The following is an 18,969-nucleotide window of genomic DNA, read 5'->3' as shown; positions in this document are numbered from 1 at the left end:
GGTGTGTTTTTGATTCAAAAAAACAACTTGTGTCAACACCCCCCCCCCCACACCCCGCCCCCCGAGAGGTTTGGGGGGGGGGGGGGCGGCCGCCGCGCGCCCGCGACTGATGATGCCGTGCAGCAGTGAGCGACGTTTCACGTGAAACACGATGCACAGCACGCGATGCCGAACTCCCGCGACACTCCGGCATGCGTACGTTTGGCAGCTTGTGTGGAGTACGGCCGGACGCCAGGACGGGTCAGTGCTACCCCCTCACGGGCCCGGCCGGACCGCTATCCGCGACGCCGACGCATCCGCCCCGTCCGGGCCGCCTTGGCCCGTTTGGCGGCGAAGCGCACACCACCGGGGCTCTCACCGACCTCGACCCGCACCACGGTGGACAGGGGATCCACGACCCCCTCGCCCACGTGAAGGACGGATGTCTTCTCGGCACCCAGCTTGCTCAGTGCGGTGGCCGCCGCCTTCAGCTCCTCCTCCGCCGTGTCGCCCTTGAGCGCGAGCATCTCGCCGTACGGACGCAGCAGCGGAATCCCCCAGGTGGCGAGGCGATCGAGCGGTGCGACGGCGCGAGCCGTCACCACATGCACCGGCGGCATCTTGCCCATGACCTCCTCGGCCCGGCCGCGCACGACGGTCACATGGTCCAGACCCAGCAGCTCCACGACCTCGGTCAGGAAGTTCGTGCGCCGCAACAGCGGCTCCAGCAGAGTGATCTTCAGGTCGTCCCGCACCAGCGCCAGCGGGATCCCGGGCAGACCGGCGCCCGACCCGACGTCGCACACCGTCACTCCCTCGGGCACGACCTCCGAGAGCACCGCGCAGTTCAGCAGATGCCGCTCCCACAGGCGGGGAACCTCACGCGGGCCGATCAGGCCGCGCTTCACCCCCGCCTCGGCAAGCAGTTCCGCGTAGCGGACCGCGTCCGCGTAGCGATCGCCGAACACGTCACGTGCCTGCTCGGGTACAGGGGGAAGCTCCGCTGCCTCCGTCACGGGGACCGTCCTTCCGTACGGCTCCGGCGCACCAGGCGCCGGTGCCAGAACCACCAGAACTATCAGGCTGACAAAACTCGGCCCCGCCTGCGCAACAGACGGGGCCGGAGAACGAGAGAACCGATCAGGCGGGAAGCACGACGACGAAGCGCTCGGGCTCCTCGCCCTCGGACTCGCTGCGCAGCCCTGCGGCCTTGACGGCGTCGTGCACGACCTTGCGTTCGAACGGGGTCATCGGCTTCATCCGCACGGACTCGCCGCTGCTCTTGACCTCGGCCGCGGCCTTGGCGCCCAGTTCGGACAGCTCGGCACGCTTCTGGGCCCGGTAGCCGGCGATGTCGAGCATCAGTCGGCTGCGGTCACCGGTGTCCCGGTGCACGGCCAGGCGCGTCAGCTCCTGCAGAGCCTCCAGCACCTCACCGTCCCGGCCGACCAGCTTCTGGATGTCGCGGCTGTTCGAGTCGCTGATGATCGAGACAGAGGCACGGTCGGCCTCGACGTCCATGTCGATGTCGCCGTCGAGGTCGGCGATGTCGAGCAGACCCTCCAGGTAGTCCGCGGCGATCTCGCCCTCCTGCTCAAGGCGGGAGAGGGTGTCTGCGCCCTCGGCAGCGGCGGAGGTGGTGCCTTCCGTCACGGGATGGACTCCTTCTTACTTCTTCGACGGGGACTTGGGCCGCTGCGGGCCCTTGCGCTGCCCGGACTGGGCCTTGCTGCGGGTGCCGCCGCCCTTCTGCTGGGCGGGCTTCTGCTGCCCGGACTTCTTGGCGGCATCGGCGGGCTTGGCGCCCTGCTTGCCGTCCTCCGGCTGGTCGGACTTGGTGAGCGAGGTCTTCTCCTCGACCTCGCCGGCCGGCTTGGCGGACTGACGCTGCGACTTGCTCTGGCGCTTGGGCTGCTGCCGCTTGGGCGTCGCGGTAGCGACGGGCGCGCCGTCCTCGCTCTGGGCGGCCACGGCGGTGTCGCTCTTGAGCACGTTGCCGTCGGGCTGGGCGGCCAGGCCCGCCTTGTTCATACCGTTGATGAACTTGCGCTCGAACTCGTTGCGGTCCCGGCCCTTGGCGACGATGGCCTTCACGACGGCCCGCTCACCCCGGCCGCGCGTCTTGCCGTGCTCGGTGACGCTCTTGTGCAGCCGCTCCAGGTAGGAGGCCTGGGCCTTGGAACCCGGCGTCGGGTTGTTGCGGATCACGTACATCTGCTGACCCATGGTCCACATGTTCGTGGTCAGCCAGTAGACGAGGACACCGACGGGGAAGTTCACACCGAAGACGGCGAACATGACCGGGAAGACGTACATCAGCATCTTCTGCTGCTGCATGAACGGGGTCTTCACCGTGGTGTCGACGTTCTTCGTCATCAGCTGGCGCTGCGTGAAGAACTGCGACGCGGACATCAGCACGATCATGATCGCGGTGACGACCCGCACGTCGGTCAGCGAGGCGTTGAGGGCGGCGACCTCGCTCTCGCTGCTGAAGAACTTGGAGGCCAGCGGGGCACCGAAGATGTGTGCCTGCTGCGCGCTCTCCAGGAGCTTCTGGTTGACCGCACCGACGGTGTCGCCGGACGCGATGCCGTTGAGCACGTGGTACAGGGCGAAGAAGAACGGGGACTGCGCCAGGATGGGAAGGCACGAGGAGAGCGGGTTGGTGCCCGTCTCCTTGTACAGCTTCATCATCTCTTCGGACTGACGCTGCTTGTCGTTCTTGTAGCGCTCCTGGATCTTCTTCATCTCCGGCTGGAGCGTCTGCATACCGCGCGTCGCCTTGATCTGCTTCACGAAGAGCGGGATCAGGCAGATGCGGATGAGGACCACCAGGGACACGATGGACAGGCCCCAGGCCCATCCGGTGTCAGGTCCGAAGATCGCCCCGTACACCGTGTGGAACTGGACGATGACCCAGGAGACGGGCCAGGTGATAAAGCTGAACAGGCTGGCAATCGTGTCCACTAATCATGCTCCTTGGGCATGGGGCGAGGTCTCTGCGGCCGGGCCCGAGGGACCGGAGGGGCTCGCGGGAGCGGTCCGTCCTTCGGTGGCCGGTTCGGCGGCGGAGGGCCCGCCCTTACGTGCACGCCAGGCGTCACGCAGCATTTCGTGCCACCGCGGACGCTTGCGCGGCGGAACATGGTCCACGCCGCCCAGCGACCACGGATTGCATCGCAGGATGCGCCATGCCGTGAGCGCCGTGCCCTTGATGGCTCCGTGCCGGTCGATGGCCGTGTAGCCGTAGTGGGAACACGACGGGTAGTACTTGCACACCGGCCCCAGCAGCGGACTGATCGTCCACTGGTAGAGCTTGATCAGAGCCAGTAGCGGGTACTTCATCGCGCGCCCCCTCCCAGTAGCCGCTCCAGGGCGGCGTCCAGGTCTCGGGCCAGCTGTGCATGGTCGGCGTCACCCGCACCGGGCAGCGCTCGTACGACTACCAGGCTACCGGGGGGAAACAGGTGGATCCGGTCGCGCATCAGATGGCGAAGCCTCCGCTTCACCTTGGTGCGCACCACCGCGCCACCTACGGCTTTGCTCACGACGAAACCCGCACGTGTCGGGGGAGCGCTCTCCCCAGGCGCGTGCGGGTCCGTGGCACCGCTTCGAAGGTGGACGACGAGGGCCGGGCGGCCGGCCCGGCGTCCTCGTCGTACCGCGGTCGCGAAGTCCTCGCGCCGCCTCAGCCGGTTCTCGGTGGGCAGCACGATGTCATGACCTGACCGGGATCAGGCGGACAGACGGGTGCGACCCTTGCTGCGGCGAGTCGCGAGAATCGCGCGGCCGGCACGGGTACGCATCCGCAGCCGGAAGCCGTGGGTCTTGGCGCGACGGCGGTTGTTCGGCTGGAAGGTGCGCTTGCTCACTCGGGGGCTCCAGAAAGAATCGGGGTTGGCGGGGTGCCGTCCTGGCTGTCACCGTGCGCCCACGAGTAGCTCGCGTTACGCCCGAGTGCACCGCTTTTCGATCACCTTGACGTGACCTGTGCCCATCGGAGGCAGGCGGCAGCAGCCATCGACAACTCGACCTGGTTACGGTACGTGCGACTGCGTCATTCGGTCAAACCAGCGGTGACCGGGAGACACTTGTCCACAGGCTGGGGACAACAACTTGAACCCTACCGGCCGCGCTGACTACCGTGGCCGGACTCCGATTCGTTCCCTTATCCCTGCCCCACCCGAGTTTCATCCCGACCCGTCCCCGAATCACACCTTCGAGGGACTCGTGAGAGAGCGTGCCCTGTGGCTGACGTACCTGCCGATCTTGCCGCAGTGTGGCCACGCGTACTGGAGCAACTTCTCGGGGAAGGCCGCGGGCAGGGCGTCGAGTCGAAGGACGAGCACTGGATCCGGCGCTGCCAGCCGCTCGCGCTGGTAGCCGACACCGCCCTGCTCGCCGTCCCGAACGAATTTGCGAAGGGCGTACTGGAGGGCCGTCTCGCCCCCGTCGTCAGTGAGACCCTCAGCCGCGAGTGCGGACGCCCGATCCGGATCGCGATCACCGTCGACGACACCGCGGGCGAGCCCGCCGGCCCCGCCCCGCAGGCGCCGCCGAGCCGTCCGCAGCCCCGCTACGAGGAGCCCGAGCTCCCCGCTCCCGGCCAGGGCCGCGACGAGTACGAGGGATACGGCCGCCACCGCGCCGACCAACTGCCCACCGCCCGTCCCGCCTACCCGCAGGAGTACCAGCGCCCCGAGCCCGGCTCCTGGCCGCGCCAGACGCAGCAGGACGACTACGGCTGGCAGCAGCAGCGCCTCGGCTTCCCGGAACGGGACCCCTACGCCTCACCGCCGCAGGAGCCGTACGGCCAGGACCCGGCACCGTACTCCCACGACACGTACCAGCAGGACTACCGGCCGCAGCCCCCGGAGCGCCCGCCGTACGACTCCCCGCGCGGGGACTACGACAAGCCGCGCGGTGACTACGAGCAGTCCCGGGGCGGCTACGACTCCCCGCGCGGCGAATACGACCAGCGCGGCCCCCGCCGGGACCTGCCCGAGCCCCCGTCCGGCTCCGGGCGCGTGCACCGCGGCGGCCCCGTCGGCCCCGGTCCCGCCACCGGCGCCCCCGGTCCGCTCGCCGCACAGCCGGCACCGGCGACCGGACCGGGCGAACCGACCGCGCGCCTGAACCCGAAGTACCTCTTCGACACCTTCGTCATCGGCGCCTCCAACCGCTTCGCCCACGCGGCGGCCGTCGCCGTCGCCGAGGCACCCGCGAAGGCCTACAACCCGCTCTTCATCTACGGGGAGTCCGGGCTCGGCAAGACCCACCTGCTGCACGCCATCGGGCACTACGCGCGCAGCCTCTACCCGGGCACGCGCGTGCGCTACGTGAGCTCCGAGGAGTTCACCAACGAGTTCATCAACTCCATCCGCGACGGCAAGGGCGACAGCTTCCGCAAGCGCTACCGCGAGATGGACATCCTGCTCGTCGACGACATCCAGTTCCTCGCGGACAAGGAGTCGACGCAGGAGGAGTTCTTCCACACCTTCAACACGCTGCACAACGCCAACAAGCAGATCGTGCTGTCCTCCGACCGGTCGCCCCGGCAGCTGGTGACGCTGGAGGACCGGCTGCGCAACCGCTTCGAGTGGGGCCTGACCACCGACGTCCAGCCGCCCGAGCTGGAGACGCGCATCGCGATCCTCCGCAAGAAGGCCGTGCAGGAACAGCTCAACGCCCCGCCGGAGGTACTGGAGTTCATCGCCTCCCGGATCTCGCGGAACATCCGCGAGCTGGAGGGCGCGCTGATCCGGGTGACGGCCTTCGCCTCGCTCAACCGGCAGCCGGTCGACCTGGGTCTGACGGAGATCGTCCTCAAGGACCTGATCCCGGGCGGCGAGGACTCCGCGCCCGAGATCACCTCCACGGCCATCATGGGCGCGACCGCCGACTACTTCGGCCTCACCGTCGAGGACCTGTGCGGCACCTCGCGCGGGCGCGCGCTGGTGACGGCCCGGCAGATCGCCATGTACCTGTGCCGCGAGCTGACGGACCTCTCGCTGCCGAAGATCGGCGCGCTGTTCGGCGGCCGGGACCACACCACGGTGATGCACGCCGACCGCAAGATCCGCAATCTGATGGCGGAGCGGCGCTCCATCTACAACCAGGTGACCGAGCTGACCAACCGCATCAAGAACGGCTGACGGCCGCCGACACCGGCCTCCAAGGCGCCTCCGGACACTCCGGGGGCGCCTTCCGCGTGCCCGGGGTCGCCTTCGTCGTGCCCGGGGGTCGTACGCCCGTCCCACCCGCTGTTCGAATACCTGCGGGGTTACGGCCGTCCTCCACAGATTCGGCCACTTTCTTCCGTCCACACCTTGGGGACTGGGAAGTTGTCCCGATCCTGTCCACAGGCCAGGCTGTTGAGGGATCATCAGGGCAGGTCAGCTCCCTGTGGATTCGTGGACGAACGATCTCCACAGGCTGTGGACGACGAAACGGTCCACAAGCTGTGCATCGAGTTGTCCACGGGCAACCCACAGGCTGGAGCCGGTTGTCCCCAGCGATCTCCGGCTTCTCCACATGTCTGTCCACTGTTCGGCAACACGACGCGCCCTGTCACCGCGTCGAGTGAAAGGCGTCACATCAGGGTGCCGGGTTGGGCTGTGGGAAACGTGGGTAAACCTGGGGACGGCGTTGGGGAGAAGTCGCCTCTCCCTGTGCACGGAGTGTGCAGAACTTTCTGTTCTCCACAGATATGGCCGGTTGTCCACGGGCTCCGCCCACAGGACCAGTGGACAAAATTCCTGCTCTGACCTGGGCAAACGCGGTTATCCACCGTATCCACAGGCCCTACTACTACTCCTGACCTTAGAGAGAGCGGAATTCGTTTCGAAGCGGGTCCTGTGCACAACTCGCTCTCCGGAGCCCGACCGTCCCTCGTCACGACTTGACCCCGAAGGGCACCTACTGTCAGTGGGGTGCGTCAGACTGGTCCCCGGTGTTCTGGTCCCGTGGGGACGACGACACCGACCCAGACGACGAAGGCCAGGCAGAGCGAGCAGCGCCGGCAACAGCAGGAGGCGGCAACAGTGAAGATCCGGGTGGAACGCGACGTACTCGCGGAGGCCGTGGCCTGGGCGGCGCGCAGCCTCCCGGCCCGTCCGCCGGCGCCGGTCCTCGCCGGCCTGCTGCTGAAGGCCGAGGAGGGGCAGCTGAGCCTGTCCAGCTTCGACTACGAGGTCTCCGCGCGGGTGTCGGTCGAGGCCGAGGTCGAGGAGGAGGGCACGGTGCTCGTCTCCGGCCGCCTGCTCGCCGACATCTCCCGCGCCCTCCCCAACCGGCCGGTGGAGATTTCCACAGACGGTGTACGGGCGACGGTGGTCTGCGGCTCCTCGCGGTTCACCCTCCACACCCTGCCGGTGGAGGAGTACCCGGCGCTGCCGCAGATGCCGGAGGCGACGGGCACGGTCCCCGGCGAGGTCTTCGCCTCGGCCGTGCAGCAGGTCGCGATCGCCGCGGGCCGCGACGACACGCTGCCCGTGCTCACCGGTGTGCGCATCGAGATCGAGGGCGACTCGGTGACGCTGGCCTCGACCGACCGCTACCGCTTCGCGGTCCGCGAGTTCCTGTGGAAGCCGGAGAACCCGGAGGTCTCCGCGGTCGCCCTGGTGCCCGCCAAGACGCTCCAGGACACCGCCAAGGCGCTGACCAGCGGTGACCAGGTGATCCTGGCGCTGTCCGGCTCGGGCGCGGGCGAGGGCCTGATCGGTTTCGAGGGGGCCGGCCGCCGGACGACGACGCGTCTCCTGGAGGGCGACCTCCCGAAGTACAAGACGCTGTTCCCGACGGAGTTCAACAGCGTCGCCGTGATCGAGACCGCCCCCTTCGTGGAGGCCGTCAAGCGCGTGGCCCTGGTCGCCGAGCGCAACACCCCGGTGCGGCTCAGCTTCGAGCAGGGCGTGCTCATCCTGGAGGCCGGTTCCAGCGACGACGCACAGGCTGTGGAAAGGGTCGACGCCCAGCTGGACGGCGACGACATCTCGATCGCCTTCAACCCGACCTTCCTGCTGGACGGTCTGAGTGCCATCGACTCCCCGGTGGCCCAGCTGTCCTTCACGACGTCCACGAAGCCCGCGCTGCTCAGCGGCAAGCCCGCGCTGGACGCCGAGGCGGACGAGGCCTACAAGTACCTGATCATGCCGGTGCGGCTGAGCGGCTGAGCCGTTCGGTCGCCGCCGGGCGGCTGCCTGCTGGGGGTGTGGGGGTCGTCCCCCACAAGATCGCAGTATGCCGGTGCGGCTGAGCGGCTGAGCGGGCCGCGGCACCGTCGGTTGTCCACAGGGTGAGGAAAACCCGCAGGTGGGGGCGTACGTCTGAGCGCGTATGCCCACAGCTGTGCACGGGCGTCCGGGTTTAGGCTCGGCGCGGGTACGAAAGTGCCGCGGCACGCATCCGGCGGGTACGGAGGTGCCGCCTTGCCACCTCGCACACCTAAGGAAAGCAACTGATGGAGCTCGGTCTCGTCGGCCTCGGCAAGATGGGCGGCAACATGCGCGAGCGGATCCGCCGCGCGGGCCACACCGTCGTCGGATACGACCGCAATCCGGACCTCGCCGACGTCCACAGCCTGGAAGAGCTTGTGGGCAAGCTCAGCGCCCCGCGCGTGGTCTGGGTCATGGTCCCGGCCGGCGAGGCCACCCAGGCCACCGTCGACCGGCTCGGCGAGCTGCTGGAGCCCGGCGACGTCGTCGTGGACGGCGGCAACTCCCGCTGGACGGACGACGAGAAGCACGCCGGGGAGCTGGCAGCCAAGGGCATAGGCTTCGTCGACTGCGGCGTCTCCGGCGGCGTGTGGGGCCTGGAGAACGGCTACGCGCTGATGTACGGCGGCGACGCGGAGAGCGTCGCCAGGGTGCAGCCGGTCTTCGACGCCCTCAAACCGGAGGGCGACTTCGGCGCCGTGCACGCCGGCAGGGTCGGCGCGGGCCACTTCGCGAAGATGGTCCACAACGGCATCGAGTACGCGATGATGCAGGCCTACGCCGAGGGCTGGGAGCTGCTGGAGAAGGTCGACTCAGTGGAGAACGTCCGCGAGGTCTTCCGGTCCTGGCAGGAGGGCACGGTGATCCGGTCCTGGCTCCTCGACCTGGCCGTCAACGCGCTCGACGAGGACGAGCACCTCGGCGACCTGCGGGGTTACGCACAGGACTCCGGTGAGGGACGCTGGACTGTGGAGGCCGCGATCGACAACGCGGTGCCGCTGCCGGCGATCACGGCGTCGCTGTTCGCGCGGTTCGCGTCCCGGCAGGACGACTCCCCGCAGATGAAGATGATCGCCGCGCTGCGCAACCAGTTCGGCGGCCACGCGGTCGAGAAGAAGTAGGCACCACCAGTTGGGGAGGTCGGCGAACGACCATGCACGTCACGCATCTGTCGCTGGCCGACTTCCGTTCGTACGCCCGGGTCGAGGTGCCCCTGGACCCGGGCGTCACCGCCTTCGTCGGCCCGAACGGGCAGGGCAAGACGAACCTGGTCGAGGCGGTCGGCTATCTCGCCACCCTCGGCAGCCACCGGGTCTCCTCCGACGCGCCCCTGGTGCGCATGGGCGCCGAGCGCGCCGTGATCCGCGCCCAGGTCAGACAGGGCGAGCGGCAGCAGCTGATCGAGCTGGAGCTGAACCCGGGCAAATCCAACCGGGCCCGCCTCAACAGGTCCTCGCAGGTCAGGCCCCGTGACGTACTCGGCGTCGTGCGCACCGTCCTGTTCGCGCCCGAGGACCTGTCGCTGGTGAAGGGCGACCCCGGGGAGCGGCGCCGCTTCCTGGACGAGCTGATCACCGCCCGCTCCCCGCGCATGGCCGGGGTGCGCTCCGACTACGACCGCGTCCTCAAGCAGCGCAACACCCTGCTGAAGTCGGCCGCGCTCGCCCGCCGGCACGGCGGCCGCACGATGGACCTGTCCACGCTCGACGTCTGGGACCAGCACCTCGCGCGCGCGGGCGCCGAGCTGCTCGCCCAGCGCCTCGACCTGATCGCCGCGGTGCAGCCGCTGGCCGACAAGGCGTACGAGCAGCTGGCCCCGGGCGGCGGTCCCGTCGCCCTGGAGTACAAGCCGTCGGCGCCAGGTGAGGCGCACACGCGCGAGGACCTGTACGAGCAGCTGATGGCCGCGCTCGCCGAGGCGCGCAAGCAGGAGATCGAGCGGGGCGTCACCCTGGTGGGGCCGCACCGGGACGATCTGCTTCTCAAACTCGGTGCACTGCCCGCCAAGGGGTACGCCTCCCACGGCGAGTCCTGGTCGTACGCGCTGGCGCTGCGGCTGGCCTCGTTCGACCTGCTGCGGGCCGAGGGCAACGAGCCCGTCCTGGTCCTCGACGACGTCTTCGCCGAGCTGGACGCGCGGCGCCGGGAGCGGCTGGCCGAGCTGGTGGCGCCCGGCGAGCAGGTGCTGGTGACGGCCGCGGTCGACGACGACGTGCCGCGGGTGCTGGCGGGGACGCGGTTCACGGTCGCGGAGGGCACGGTGGAGCGCGTATGAGCACCGACGAACCGGTCCCGGAGGAGCAGTCCGGGACCCGGGGAAAGAATCCCGAGCCGTCCGGCGTCGACCTCGCGCGCGTGGCGCTCAGGGCGGCGCGGGAGGCGGCACGCGCGCGTGGGGACGCGGCGCAGCAGAAGAAGCAGGCGCGGCGCGGCGGCCTGCGCTCCGGGGCGCGGGCGGACGGCCGGGACCCGATGGCGCTGGGGTCGGCGATCAACCGGCTGATCACCGAGCGCGGCTGGGAGACGCCCGCCGCGGTGGGCGGGGTCATGGGCCGCTGGCCGCAGATCGTCGGTGAGGACGTGGCCAAGCACTGTGTGCCGGAGCGGTACGACGAGGACGAGCGGGTGCTGGTGGTGCGCTGCGACTCGACGGCCTGGGCGACGAACCTGCGGCTGCTGGCGCCGACCCTGGTGGCCCGGCTCAACGAGGACCTGGGGCACGGCTCGGTGCGGATGATCAAGGTGCTGGGCCCCGGCGGTTCCGGGGGCCCCGGGCGCCGTTACGGCCCGCTGCGCGCGCCCGGCAGCCAGGGTCCGGGCGACACCTACGGGTGACCGGCGGGTGATCCACGGGTGAGGGGCGGGCGATCTGGCACCCCGTCACACATGGGTGATGTACCTCACATATTCGGGCGCTGATGATCGGTGTGAACCGTCGGCGGCCGCTGAGGCGTACCACCGCGCGTGAGGGTGAATCACGATCTGACTCCCAAGTAGCCAAGGGTTGACGCCTCGAAGCGCTGAGTGCCGTTGTGAGCCTCTTGAGGACCCCTTCTGCATATCGGGAGTCGGACGAGCCTGGTTCAGGGCGGCACGTGCGGACTCAGGTACCGGCAAACCCCCATCAGTGTCAGTGGTACCGGTAGACTGGGAGAGAATCCCGCCCCGAACGTGGGGACCGTTCGGGACTAGCTGAGCAACGCTGATCAAGGCTTACCAACGCAACATGCCGCAGCCGCTCCGGCAACCCGCCGACGAGCCCGGCTCGTGCTGTGCCAGAAAGGGCGCTTCGTGGCCGATTCCGGCAACCCCAACGAGAACAACCCGTCCACCGACACCGGCGTGAACGACGTGGTGAGCACTTCGAACGGCGCGGCCTCCGCCTCGTACGACGCCAGTGCCATCACCGTGCTCGAGGGTCTGGACGCGGTCCGCAAGCGACCCGGTATGTACATCGGCTCGACCGGTGAACGTGGCCTGCACCACCTGGTGCAGGAAGTCGTGGACAACTCCGTCGACGAGGCACTGGCCGGCCACGCGGACACCATCGACGTCACCATCCTCGCCGACGGCGGTGTCCAGGTCGTCGACAACGGCCGTGGCATCCCGGTGGGCATCCACCCCGTCGAGAAGAAGCCGGCCGTCGAGGTCGTCCTGACGGTGCTGCACGCGGGCGGCAAGTTCGGCGGCGGCGGTTACGCGGTCTCCGGTGGTCTGCACGGCGTCGGTGTCTCCGTCGTGAACGCCCTGTCGTCCAGGCTGTCCGTCGACATCAAGTGCGACGGCTTCCGCTGGACCCAGGACTACAAGCTGGGCGTCCCCACCGCCCCGCTCGCCAAGCACGAGGCGGTCGAGGACTCCGGTACGACGGTCACCTTCTGGGCCGACCCGGACATCTTCGAGACCACCGAGTACTCCTTCGAGACGCTGTCGCGGCGCTTCCAGGAGATGGCGTTCCTCAACAAGGGCCTGCGTATCAACCTCACCGACGAGCGCGAGTCGGCGAAGGCCACGGCCGGCGCGGACGAGGCGGGCGAGGACGAGAAGCACGAGGTCAAGGCCGTCTCGTACTACTACGAGGGCGGCATCGTCGACTTCGTGAAGTACCTCAACTCCCGCAAGGGAGAGGTGGTGCACCCCAGCGTGATCGACCTGGAGGCGGAGGACAGGGACCGCAACCTGTCCCTCGAGGTCGCGATGCAGTGGAACGGCGGCTACACCGAGGGTGTCTACTCGTTCGCCAACATCATCCACACCCACGAGGGCGGTACGCACGAGGAGGGCTTCCGTGCGGCGCTGACCTCGCTCATCAACAAGTACGCGCGCGACAAGCGGCTGCTGCGCGAGAAGGACGACAACCTCACGGGTGACGACATCCGCGAGGGTCTGACGGCGATCATCTCGGTGAAGCTGGCCGAGCCGCAGTTCGAGGGCCAGACCAAGACCAAGCTGGGCAACACGGAGGTCAAGACCTTCGTCCAGCGCGTGGTCTACGAGCACCTGGCCGACTGGCTCGACCGGAATCCGAACGAGGCGGCGGACATCATCCGCAAGGGCATCCAGGCGGCCACCGCGCGTGTGGCGGCCCGCAAGGCCCGTGACCTGACCCGCCGCAAGGGTCTGCTGGAGACGGCGTCGCTGCCGGGCAAGCTGTCAGACTGCCAGTCCAACGACCCGACCAAGTGCGAGATCTTCATCGTCGAGGGCGACTCCGCCGGCGGTTCCGCCAAGTCCGGCCGGAACCCGCAGTACCAGGCGATCCTCCCGATCCGCGGCAAGATCCTCAACGTCGAGAAGGCGCGCATCGACCGGATCCTGCAGAACCAGGAGATCCAGGCGATGATCTCCGCGTTCGGTACCGGCGTGCACGAGGACTTCGACATCGAGAAGCTCCGCTATCACAAGATCATCCTGATGGCGGACGCCGACGTCGACGGCCAGCACATCAACACCCTGCTGCTGACCTTCCTGTTCCGCTTCATGCGGCCGCTGGTCGAGTCCGGGCACGTGTACCTGTCCCGCCCGCCGCTGTACAAGATCAAGTGGGGCCGGGACGACTTCGAGTACGCGTACTCCGACCGTGAGCGCGACGCGCTGATCGAGATGGGCCGCCAGGCCGGCAAGCGCATCCGCGAGGACTCCGTGCAGCGCTTCAAGGGTCTCGGTGAGATGAACGCCGAGGAGCTGCGCATCACGACCATGGACCAGGAGCACCGCGTCCTCGGCCAGGTCACGCTCGACGACGCCGCACAGGCCGACGACCTGTTCTCGGTGCTGATGGGCGAGGACGTCGAGGCCCGGCGCGCGTTCATCCAGCGCAACGCCAAGGACGTCCGCTTCCTCGACATCTGAGTCGGTCTCAGCTGACCGCACCAGGAAGGACCTTCACCAGCAATGACCGACGAGAACACCCCTGTGACGACGCCCGAGGGCGACGCCCTGGCGATGCGTGTCGAGCCCGTCGGGCTCGAGACGGAGATGCAGCGCTCGTACCTCGACTACGCGATGTCCGTCATCGTCTCGCGTGCGCTGCCCGACGTCCGTGACGGCCTCAAGCCCGTGCACCGCCGCGTGCTGTACGCGATGTACGACGGCGGCTACCGCCCCGAGCGCGGCTTCTACAAGTGCGCCCGTGTCGTCGGCGACGTCATGGGCAACTACCACCCGCACGGCGACTCCTCCATCTACGACGCCCTGGTCCGGCTCGCCCAGCCCTGGTCGATGCGGATGCCGCTGGTCGACTCCAACGGCAACTTCGGCTCGCCGGGCAACGACCCGGCGGCGGCCATGCGCTACACCGAGTGCAAGATGGCGCCGCTGTCGATGGAGATGGTCCGCGACATCGACGAGGAGACCGTCGACTTCACGGACAACTACGACGGCCGCTCCCAGGAGCCGACCGTCCTGCCCGCCCGCTTCCCGAACCTGCTGATCAACGGCTCGGCCGGCATCGCGGTCGGCATGGCGACCAACATCCCGCCGCACAACCTGCGCGAGGTCGCCGCCGGCGCCCAGTGGTACCTGGAGAACTACGAGGCCTCGCACGAGGAGCTGCTCGACGCGCTGATCGAGCGCATCAAGGGCCCCGACTTCCCGACCGGCGCCCTGGTGGTGGGCCGCAGGGGCATCGAGGAGGCGTACCGCACCGGGCGTGGTTCGATCACCATGCGCGCGGTCGTTGAGGTAGAGGAGATCCAGAACCGCCAGTGCCTGGTGGTCACGGAGCTGCCGTACCAGACCAACCCCGACAACCTCGCGCAGAAGATCGCCGACCTGGTGAAGGACGGCAAGGTCGGCGGCATCGCCGACGTCCGCGACGAGACATCGTCCCGCACCGGCCAGCGCCTGGTCATCGTTCTCAAGCGGGACGCGGTCGCCAAGGTCGTCCTGAACAACCTCTACAAGCACACCGACCTGCAGTCGAACTTCGGCGCCAACATGCTGGCCCTGGTCGACGGTGTGCCGCGCACCCTCTCCCTGGACGCGTTCATCCGCCACTGGGTGAACCACCAGATCGAGGTCATCGTCCGGCGTACGAAGTTCCGCCTGCGCAAGGCGGAGGAGCGGGCGCACATCCTGCGCGGTCTGCTCAAGGCCCTGGACGCCATCGACGAGGTCATCGCGCTGATTCGGCGCAGCGACACCGTCGAGATCGCGCGCCACGGCCTGATGGGTCTCCTGGAGATCGACGAGATCCAGGCCAACGCGATCCTGGAGATGCAGCTGCGCCGGCTGGCGGCCCTGGAGCGCCAGAAGATCGTCCAGGAGCACGACGAACTCCTGGCGAAGATCCGCGAGTACAACGAGATCCTGGCCTCCCCGGTCCGGCAGCGCGGCATCGTCAGCGAGGAGCTGGCGGCGATCGTCGAGAAGTACGGCGACGACCGCAAGACCAAGCTGATCCCGTACGAGGGCGACATGTCCATCGAGGACCTGATCGCCGAGGAGGACATCGTCGTCACGGTCACCCGGGGCGGCTACATCAAGCGCACCAAGACCGACGACTACCGCGCCCAGAAGCGCGGCGGCAAGGGCGTACGCGGCACGAAGCTCAAGGAAGACGACATCGTCAACCACTTCTTCGTGTCCACCACCCACCACTGGCTGCTGTTCTTCACCAACAAGGGCCGCGTCTACCGGGTGAAGGCGTACGAGCTGCCCGACGCCGGCCGGGACGCGCGCGGGCAGCACGTGGCGAACCTGCTGGCCTTCCAGCCGGACGAGACGATCGCCCAGATCCGCGCGATCCGCGACTACGAGGCGGTGCCCTACCTGGTCCTGGCCACCAAGGCGGGCCTGGTGAAGAAGACGTCGCTGAAGGACTACGACTCGCCGCGCTCCGGTGGCGTGATCGCCATCAACCTGCGCGAGCAGGCGGACGGTGCCGACGACGAACTGATCGGGGCCGAACTGGTCTCGGCCGAGGACGATCTCCTGCTGATCAGCAGGAAGGCGCAGTCGATCAGGTTCACCGCGTCGGACGACACGCTGCGTCCCATGGGCCGAGCCACCTCGGGTGTCAAGGGCATGAGTTTCCGCGAAGGGGACGAGCTGCTCTCGATGAATGTTGTTCGAGCCGGTACGTTCGTGTTCACTGCCACCGACGGTGGGTACGCGAAGCGCACCTCCGTCGACGAGTACCGCGTCCAGGGCCGCGGCGGCCTCGGTATCAAGGCCGCCAAGATCGTCGAGGACCGTGGGTCGCTCGTGGGCGCGCTGGTGGTCGAGGAGCACGACGAGATCCTCGCCATCACGCTCTCGGGCGGTGTGATTCGTACGCGAGTCAGCGGAGTCAGGGAGACCGGCCGTGACACCATGGGCGTTCAACTGATCAATCTGGGCAAGCGCGATGCCGTCGTCGGCATCGCACGCAACGCCGAGGCGGGACGCGAGGCGGAGGAGGTCGACGGCGATGTCGTCGACGACGAGACCGCCGAGAGTGCCGCGACCACCGGCACGGACGAGGGCGAGGCGCCCTCGGCCGGGTAGCACGAGGAGAGAGTCATCGTGAGCGGAGCCACGGGCGCCGGATCGGCCGGTACCTCCAGGGGTACGGAAACGGGCGGCGGCGGCCGTGGCTCCGCCGCGCGTGCGGCCGATCCGCACACGACTCAGCTTCGCAAGATCGACGACGGCGCGACCGACTCGCACACGTCCCAGACGCATGGATCCCAGGGGGGAACTGTGACGGACACCCGAGGCCAGCAGACTCAGCAGGCGGCCTCGCCACTGCCGGGAGAACGGCAGCCCCAGCAGCCCGGCGGGCCGTACCACCCGCCGCAGGCCTACCAGACCCAGGGCGGCAACGCGTCCGCCGTGCGCCGCCCGCGCACCGGCGCGCGCACCACGCCGCGGGTCCGGAAGGCACGTCTGCGCGTGTCGAAGGCCGACCCGTGGTCGGTGATGAAGGTCAGCTTCCTGCTCTCCATCGCGCTCGGGATCTGCACGATCGTCGCGTCCGCCGTGCTGTGGATGGTCATGGACGCCATGGGCGTCTTCTCCACCGTCGGCGGCACGATCTCCGAGGCGACCGGATCCAACGAGTCCAACGGCTTCGACCTGCAGTCGTTCCTGTCGCTGCCCAACGTGCTGCTGTTCGCCACGGTCATCGCCGTCATCGACGTCGTCCTCGCGACGGCGCTGGCGACCCTCGGCGCGTTCATCTACAACCTGTCCGCCGGCTTCGTCGGAGGCGTGGAGCTGACGCTCGCCGAGGACGAGTGATCGTCCCTCCAGGACCCGCGACAACCGATTTTGGGACTGCCCTCCTCGTGCGCTAATCTTCAGGAGTCAGCGCGCGGGACGTACACCGCAGAGCGCGGCGGGGCTATAGCTCAGTTGGTTAGAGCGCATCCCTGATAAGGATGAGGCCACAGGTTCAAATCCTGTTAGCCCCACCAGCGAGAAGACCCTCAGTCGGTAGCGGCTGGGGGTCTTTGACATCCATGGCTGACATCAACGGCGGTCACGGAACCAGCCCCAGCTCCCCGGCGTCGTGCTTGGTACGCATGTCTCGCTGAGGAGGACTGTGGAAGGCGATCCGCCGTGGTGGGCGATCTTCGTGATCTCAGCCGGAGTGACAGTGGTCCTTGGGGCGATCTTTCTTTCCGTGGTTGCCGCAGTGGTTCTCGGCGTGATGTGGGTGCGCAGCAGGTTCCGCCGCCGCCCATCCAGCGGGCACGTCAGCCAATGAGCGGATCTTCCAGGAGTTCGGCGAGCATGCCCACCGCTTCGCGCTCACTGTCGCCGACGACGTGCGTGTAGACGTCCATGGTCATGCTGATCTGGCTGTGCCTGAGGATCGCCTGAGCCACCTTGGGGTGCACCTTCAGGAAGGGCCAGCAGGGTCCCGCAGGTGTGCCGGGCGAGGCGGACCGTGATCCGGCGGACGCCGGCGCGCTTGACGAGCCGATCGAAGGTACGGGAGAAGCCCACCGGGTCGATCATGCCGCCGTGCTCGGAGGAGAAGATCAGGTCATGGTCCGGGTCCTGCGACCAGTGCTCACCGGCGATCTTCCGTTCCAGCTCTTGCAGCTCCCGGCGCTCCCCCAGGGCACGGGCGCAGAATTCGGGGAGCGGGAGCACGGCCTGTGAGGGCTCCGTCTTGAGGTCCTTGAGGACCAGGCCGACGCCCTTGACCCGCTGCACCGGCTTGACCGGGGTGAAGCGGCCGGCCTCGAAGTCGATGTCCTGCCCGCGCAGCCCGAGCACCTCGCTGCGGCGGAGCCGGAGGACCAGGACGAGGACGCAGGCCGCGTAGAGCCGGTGGGCACGCACGGAGCGCAGGAAGGCGATCGCCTCGCGGGCGTTCCACGCTGTGCCCCTGTCCTTGCTGACCTTGGGCATGTCGACCAGGAGAGCGACGTTCCGCGTGATCAGCTCCTCGCGCATGGCCCGGTTGAGGGCGTTGCGGAGGACCCGCAGGACTTCGAAGCGGGCCGAGGCGCCGACCTTCTCCCGGGTCAGCGTGGCCATGAACGCCCGGATCTGCGCCGGGGTGAGCTTGACCAGCGGTTTCTTGCCGAGGTGAGGCAGCAGGTACAGCCGCACCTTGGACTCGTACTTCACGTACGTGTTGTGCTCGCGCTCCGGCGAGACGATGTGCTCCAGCCAGTAGGCCAGCCACTCGCCGAGCGTCCAGGACCGGGAGGGCACGGGGATGCCGTTACGTTCCTGGTCCTGGAGCTTGCCGAGCTTCTCATTTGTCCGCCGGCGGGAACCACAGATCGCACTGGGCCAGCTCGCCGGGCTGATACGCCGTCCGCGAGACCGGATCCGCCGGAAGGTAGACCGGACGCAGTTCCCGGACCCGCCGCTTCAGCACCGACAACGACCGTTCCGAGCCGACCCGCTCGGCGATCACCGTCGCGGGCATTCGCGGATACTCAGCCAGCAGCTCACGGATCGCCGGCTCCGCCGCGTCCACGATCGAGCCCTTCGGCGCCCGCCGGTACGTGGGCGGATCATCACTGGCCACAGCCCGCCGCACGGTGTTCCGGGCGATCCCCAGATGCCGCGCGATCCCCTTGATCGACATGCCCTCCGCACGGTGGAGCCGCCGGATCTCAGCCCAGTCCTCCACACCGATCACCTCTTCCACCTGACTCCCATGGAGCCAGACTGATCACTTGATCACGGAAGGGGTCACTTTTCATCGACCGATAGGGGGTCACGGTTCAGGTTCTGGATCACTTTCCGTGCTCAGGCCACGGAGGGTCACCACAACCGCGATCATGAACGGTCTCGCGCCGCGAGGAGGACCCGCTTGCGGAGC

At 68.5% G+C, this 18,969-nt stretch carries 15 protein-coding genes, 1 tRNA gene and 1 pseudogene; 9 read left to right on the top strand and 8 right to left on the bottom strand.

Features of this window, described 5'->3' with window-relative positions; translation table 11 throughout:
* Positions 1-275 precede the first annotated feature (275 nt).
* The 6 genes from rsmG to rpmH form a co-directional block, all read right to left on the bottom strand.
* A complete protein-coding gene (rsmG, locus tag ACFWR9_RS04870) occupies positions 276-995 on the bottom strand; it encodes a 16S rRNA (guanine(527)-N(7))-methyltransferase RsmG (RefSeq protein WP_383835568.1) in 720 nt (239 codons plus the stop codon).
* Between the two features lie 124 nt (positions 996-1,119).
* Positions 1,120-1,632 carry a R3H domain-containing nucleic acid-binding protein gene (locus ACFWR9_RS04865; protein ID WP_122616558.1) on the bottom strand — a complete coding sequence of 171 codons (513 nt, stop codon included), beginning with the start codon at positions 1,630-1,632 and terminating at the stop codon, positions 1,120-1,122.
* Positions 1,633-1,647: 15 nt separating this feature from the next.
* Complete coding sequence (gene yidC / locus ACFWR9_RS04860; protein ID WP_383835564.1) at positions 1,648-2,946, bottom strand: membrane protein insertase YidC; 1,299 nt, start codon at positions 2,944-2,946, stop codon at positions 1,648-1,650.
* 3 nt (positions 2,947-2,949) lie between these two features.
* Positions 2,950-3,324, bottom strand: coding sequence for a membrane protein insertion efficiency factor YidD (gene yidD / locus ACFWR9_RS04855; RefSeq protein ID WP_383835561.1), 375 nt, complete (start codon positions 3,322-3,324; stop codon positions 2,950-2,952).
* Positions 3,321-3,692 carry a ribonuclease P protein component gene (gene rnpA, locus ACFWR9_RS04850; RefSeq protein ID WP_383835558.1) on the bottom strand — a complete coding sequence of 124 codons (372 nt, stop codon included), beginning with the start codon at positions 3,690-3,692 and terminating at the stop codon, positions 3,321-3,323. Before rnpA ends, yidD begins: the two co-directional genes overlap by 4 nt.
* Positions 3,693-3,713: 21 nt before the next feature.
* The gene (gene rpmH, locus ACFWR9_RS04845) at positions 3,714-3,851 is read right to left on the bottom strand and encodes a 50S ribosomal protein L34 (RefSeq protein ID WP_064728817.1); all 138 of its coding nucleotides are present in this window, start codon (positions 3,849-3,851) and stop codon (positions 3,714-3,716) included.
* A gap of 375 nt (positions 3,852-4,226) precedes the next feature.
* On the opposite strand from rpmH, the gene dnaA reads away from it, so the two are divergent.
* The 9 genes from dnaA (at position 4,227) to ACFWR9_RS04800 (ending at position 17,095) form a co-directional block, all read left to right on the top strand.
* Positions 4,227-6,134, top strand: coding sequence for a chromosomal replication initiator protein DnaA (dnaA, locus tag ACFWR9_RS04840; protein WP_383835554.1), 1,908 nt, complete (start codon positions 4,227-4,229; stop codon positions 6,132-6,134).
* Positions 6,135-7,022: 888 nt separating this feature from the next.
* The gene (dnaN, locus tag ACFWR9_RS04835) at positions 7,023-8,153 is read left to right on the top strand and encodes a DNA polymerase III subunit beta (protein WP_383835954.1); all 1,131 of its coding nucleotides are present in this window, start codon (positions 7,023-7,025) and stop codon (positions 8,151-8,153) included.
* A gap of 287 nt (positions 8,154-8,440) precedes the next feature.
* The gene (gnd, locus tag ACFWR9_RS04830; RefSeq protein ID WP_383835551.1) at positions 8,441-9,316 is read left to right on the top strand and encodes a phosphogluconate dehydrogenase (NAD(+)-dependent, decarboxylating); all 876 of its coding nucleotides are present in this window, start codon (positions 8,441-8,443) and stop codon (positions 9,314-9,316) included.
* Positions 9,317-9,348: 32 nt separating this feature from the next.
* Entirely contained in the window at positions 9,349-10,470 is a 1,122-nt protein-coding gene (gene recF, locus ACFWR9_RS04825; RefSeq protein WP_383835547.1) for a DNA replication/repair protein RecF, read from the top strand.
* Complete coding sequence (locus tag ACFWR9_RS04820) at positions 10,467-11,030, top strand: DUF721 domain-containing protein (RefSeq protein ID WP_383835544.1); 564 nt, start codon at positions 10,467-10,469, stop codon at positions 11,028-11,030. Before recF ends, ACFWR9_RS04820 begins: the two co-directional genes overlap by 4 nt.
* Before the next feature lie 456 nt (positions 11,031-11,486).
* Positions 11,487-13,547: a DNA topoisomerase (ATP-hydrolyzing) subunit B gene (gene gyrB, locus ACFWR9_RS04815; protein ID WP_383835541.1), complete on the top strand. Its 2,061-nt coding sequence runs from the start codon at positions 11,487-11,489 to the stop codon at positions 13,545-13,547.
* Positions 13,548-13,589: 42 nt separating this feature from the next.
* Positions 13,590-16,184, top strand: coding sequence for a DNA gyrase subunit A (gene gyrA / locus ACFWR9_RS04810; RefSeq protein ID WP_383835538.1), 2,595 nt, complete (start codon positions 13,590-13,592; stop codon positions 16,182-16,184).
* Between the two features lie 18 nt (positions 16,185-16,202).
* The gene (locus ACFWR9_RS04805) at positions 16,203-16,919 is read left to right on the top strand and encodes a DUF3566 domain-containing protein (RefSeq protein ID WP_383835535.1); all 717 of its coding nucleotides are present in this window, start codon (positions 16,203-16,205) and stop codon (positions 16,917-16,919) included.
* A gap of 99 nt (positions 16,920-17,018) precedes the next feature.
* Positions 17,019-17,095 (top strand) — tRNA-Ile (locus tag ACFWR9_RS04800).
* A gap of 337 nt (positions 17,096-17,432) precedes the next feature.
* Here the strand turns inward: ACFWR9_RS04800 and ACFWR9_RS04795 are convergent.
* Positions 17,433-18,350: a tyrosine-type recombinase/integrase gene (locus tag ACFWR9_RS04795; RefSeq protein WP_383835531.1), complete on the bottom strand. Its 918-nt coding sequence runs from the start codon at positions 18,348-18,350 to the stop codon at positions 17,433-17,435.
* 55 nt (positions 18,351-18,405) lie between these two features.
* Positions 18,406-18,786: pseudogene (locus ACFWR9_RS04790) on the bottom strand (helix-turn-helix domain-containing protein); the annotation flags it as partial.
* Between the last annotated feature and the right edge of the window lie 183 nt (positions 18,787-18,969).

It is taken from the genome of Streptomyces sp. NPDC058534 (assembly GCF_042717365.1).
In the GTDB taxonomy this organism is placed as follows: Bacteria; Actinomycetota; Actinomycetes; order Streptomycetales; family Streptomycetaceae; genus Streptomyces.
The sequence above is the reverse complement of the archived record's forward strand: the minus strand, read 5'-3'. Positions and strand labels throughout refer to the sequence as shown.

Excerpts from the sequence above, each read along its gene's own strand:
- yidD (WP_383835561.1), bottom strand. The coding sequence starts at position 3,324 with ATGAAGTACCCGCTACTGGCTCTGATCAAGCTCTACCAGTGGACGATC.
- gnd (WP_383835551.1), top strand. The coding sequence starts at position 8,441 with ATGGAGCTCGGTCTCGTCGGCCTCGGCAAGATGGGCGGCAACATGCGC.
- recF (WP_383835547.1), top strand. The coding sequence starts at position 9,349 with ATGCACGTCACGCATCTGTCGCTGGCCGACTTCCGTTCGTACGCCCGG.
- ACFWR9_RS04820 (WP_383835544.1), top strand. The coding sequence starts at position 10,467 with ATGAGCACCGACGAACCGGTCCCGGAGGAGCAGTCCGGGACCCGGGGA.
- gyrA (WP_383835538.1), top strand. The coding sequence starts at position 13,590 with ATGACCGACGAGAACACCCCTGTGACGACGCCCGAGGGCGACGCCCTG.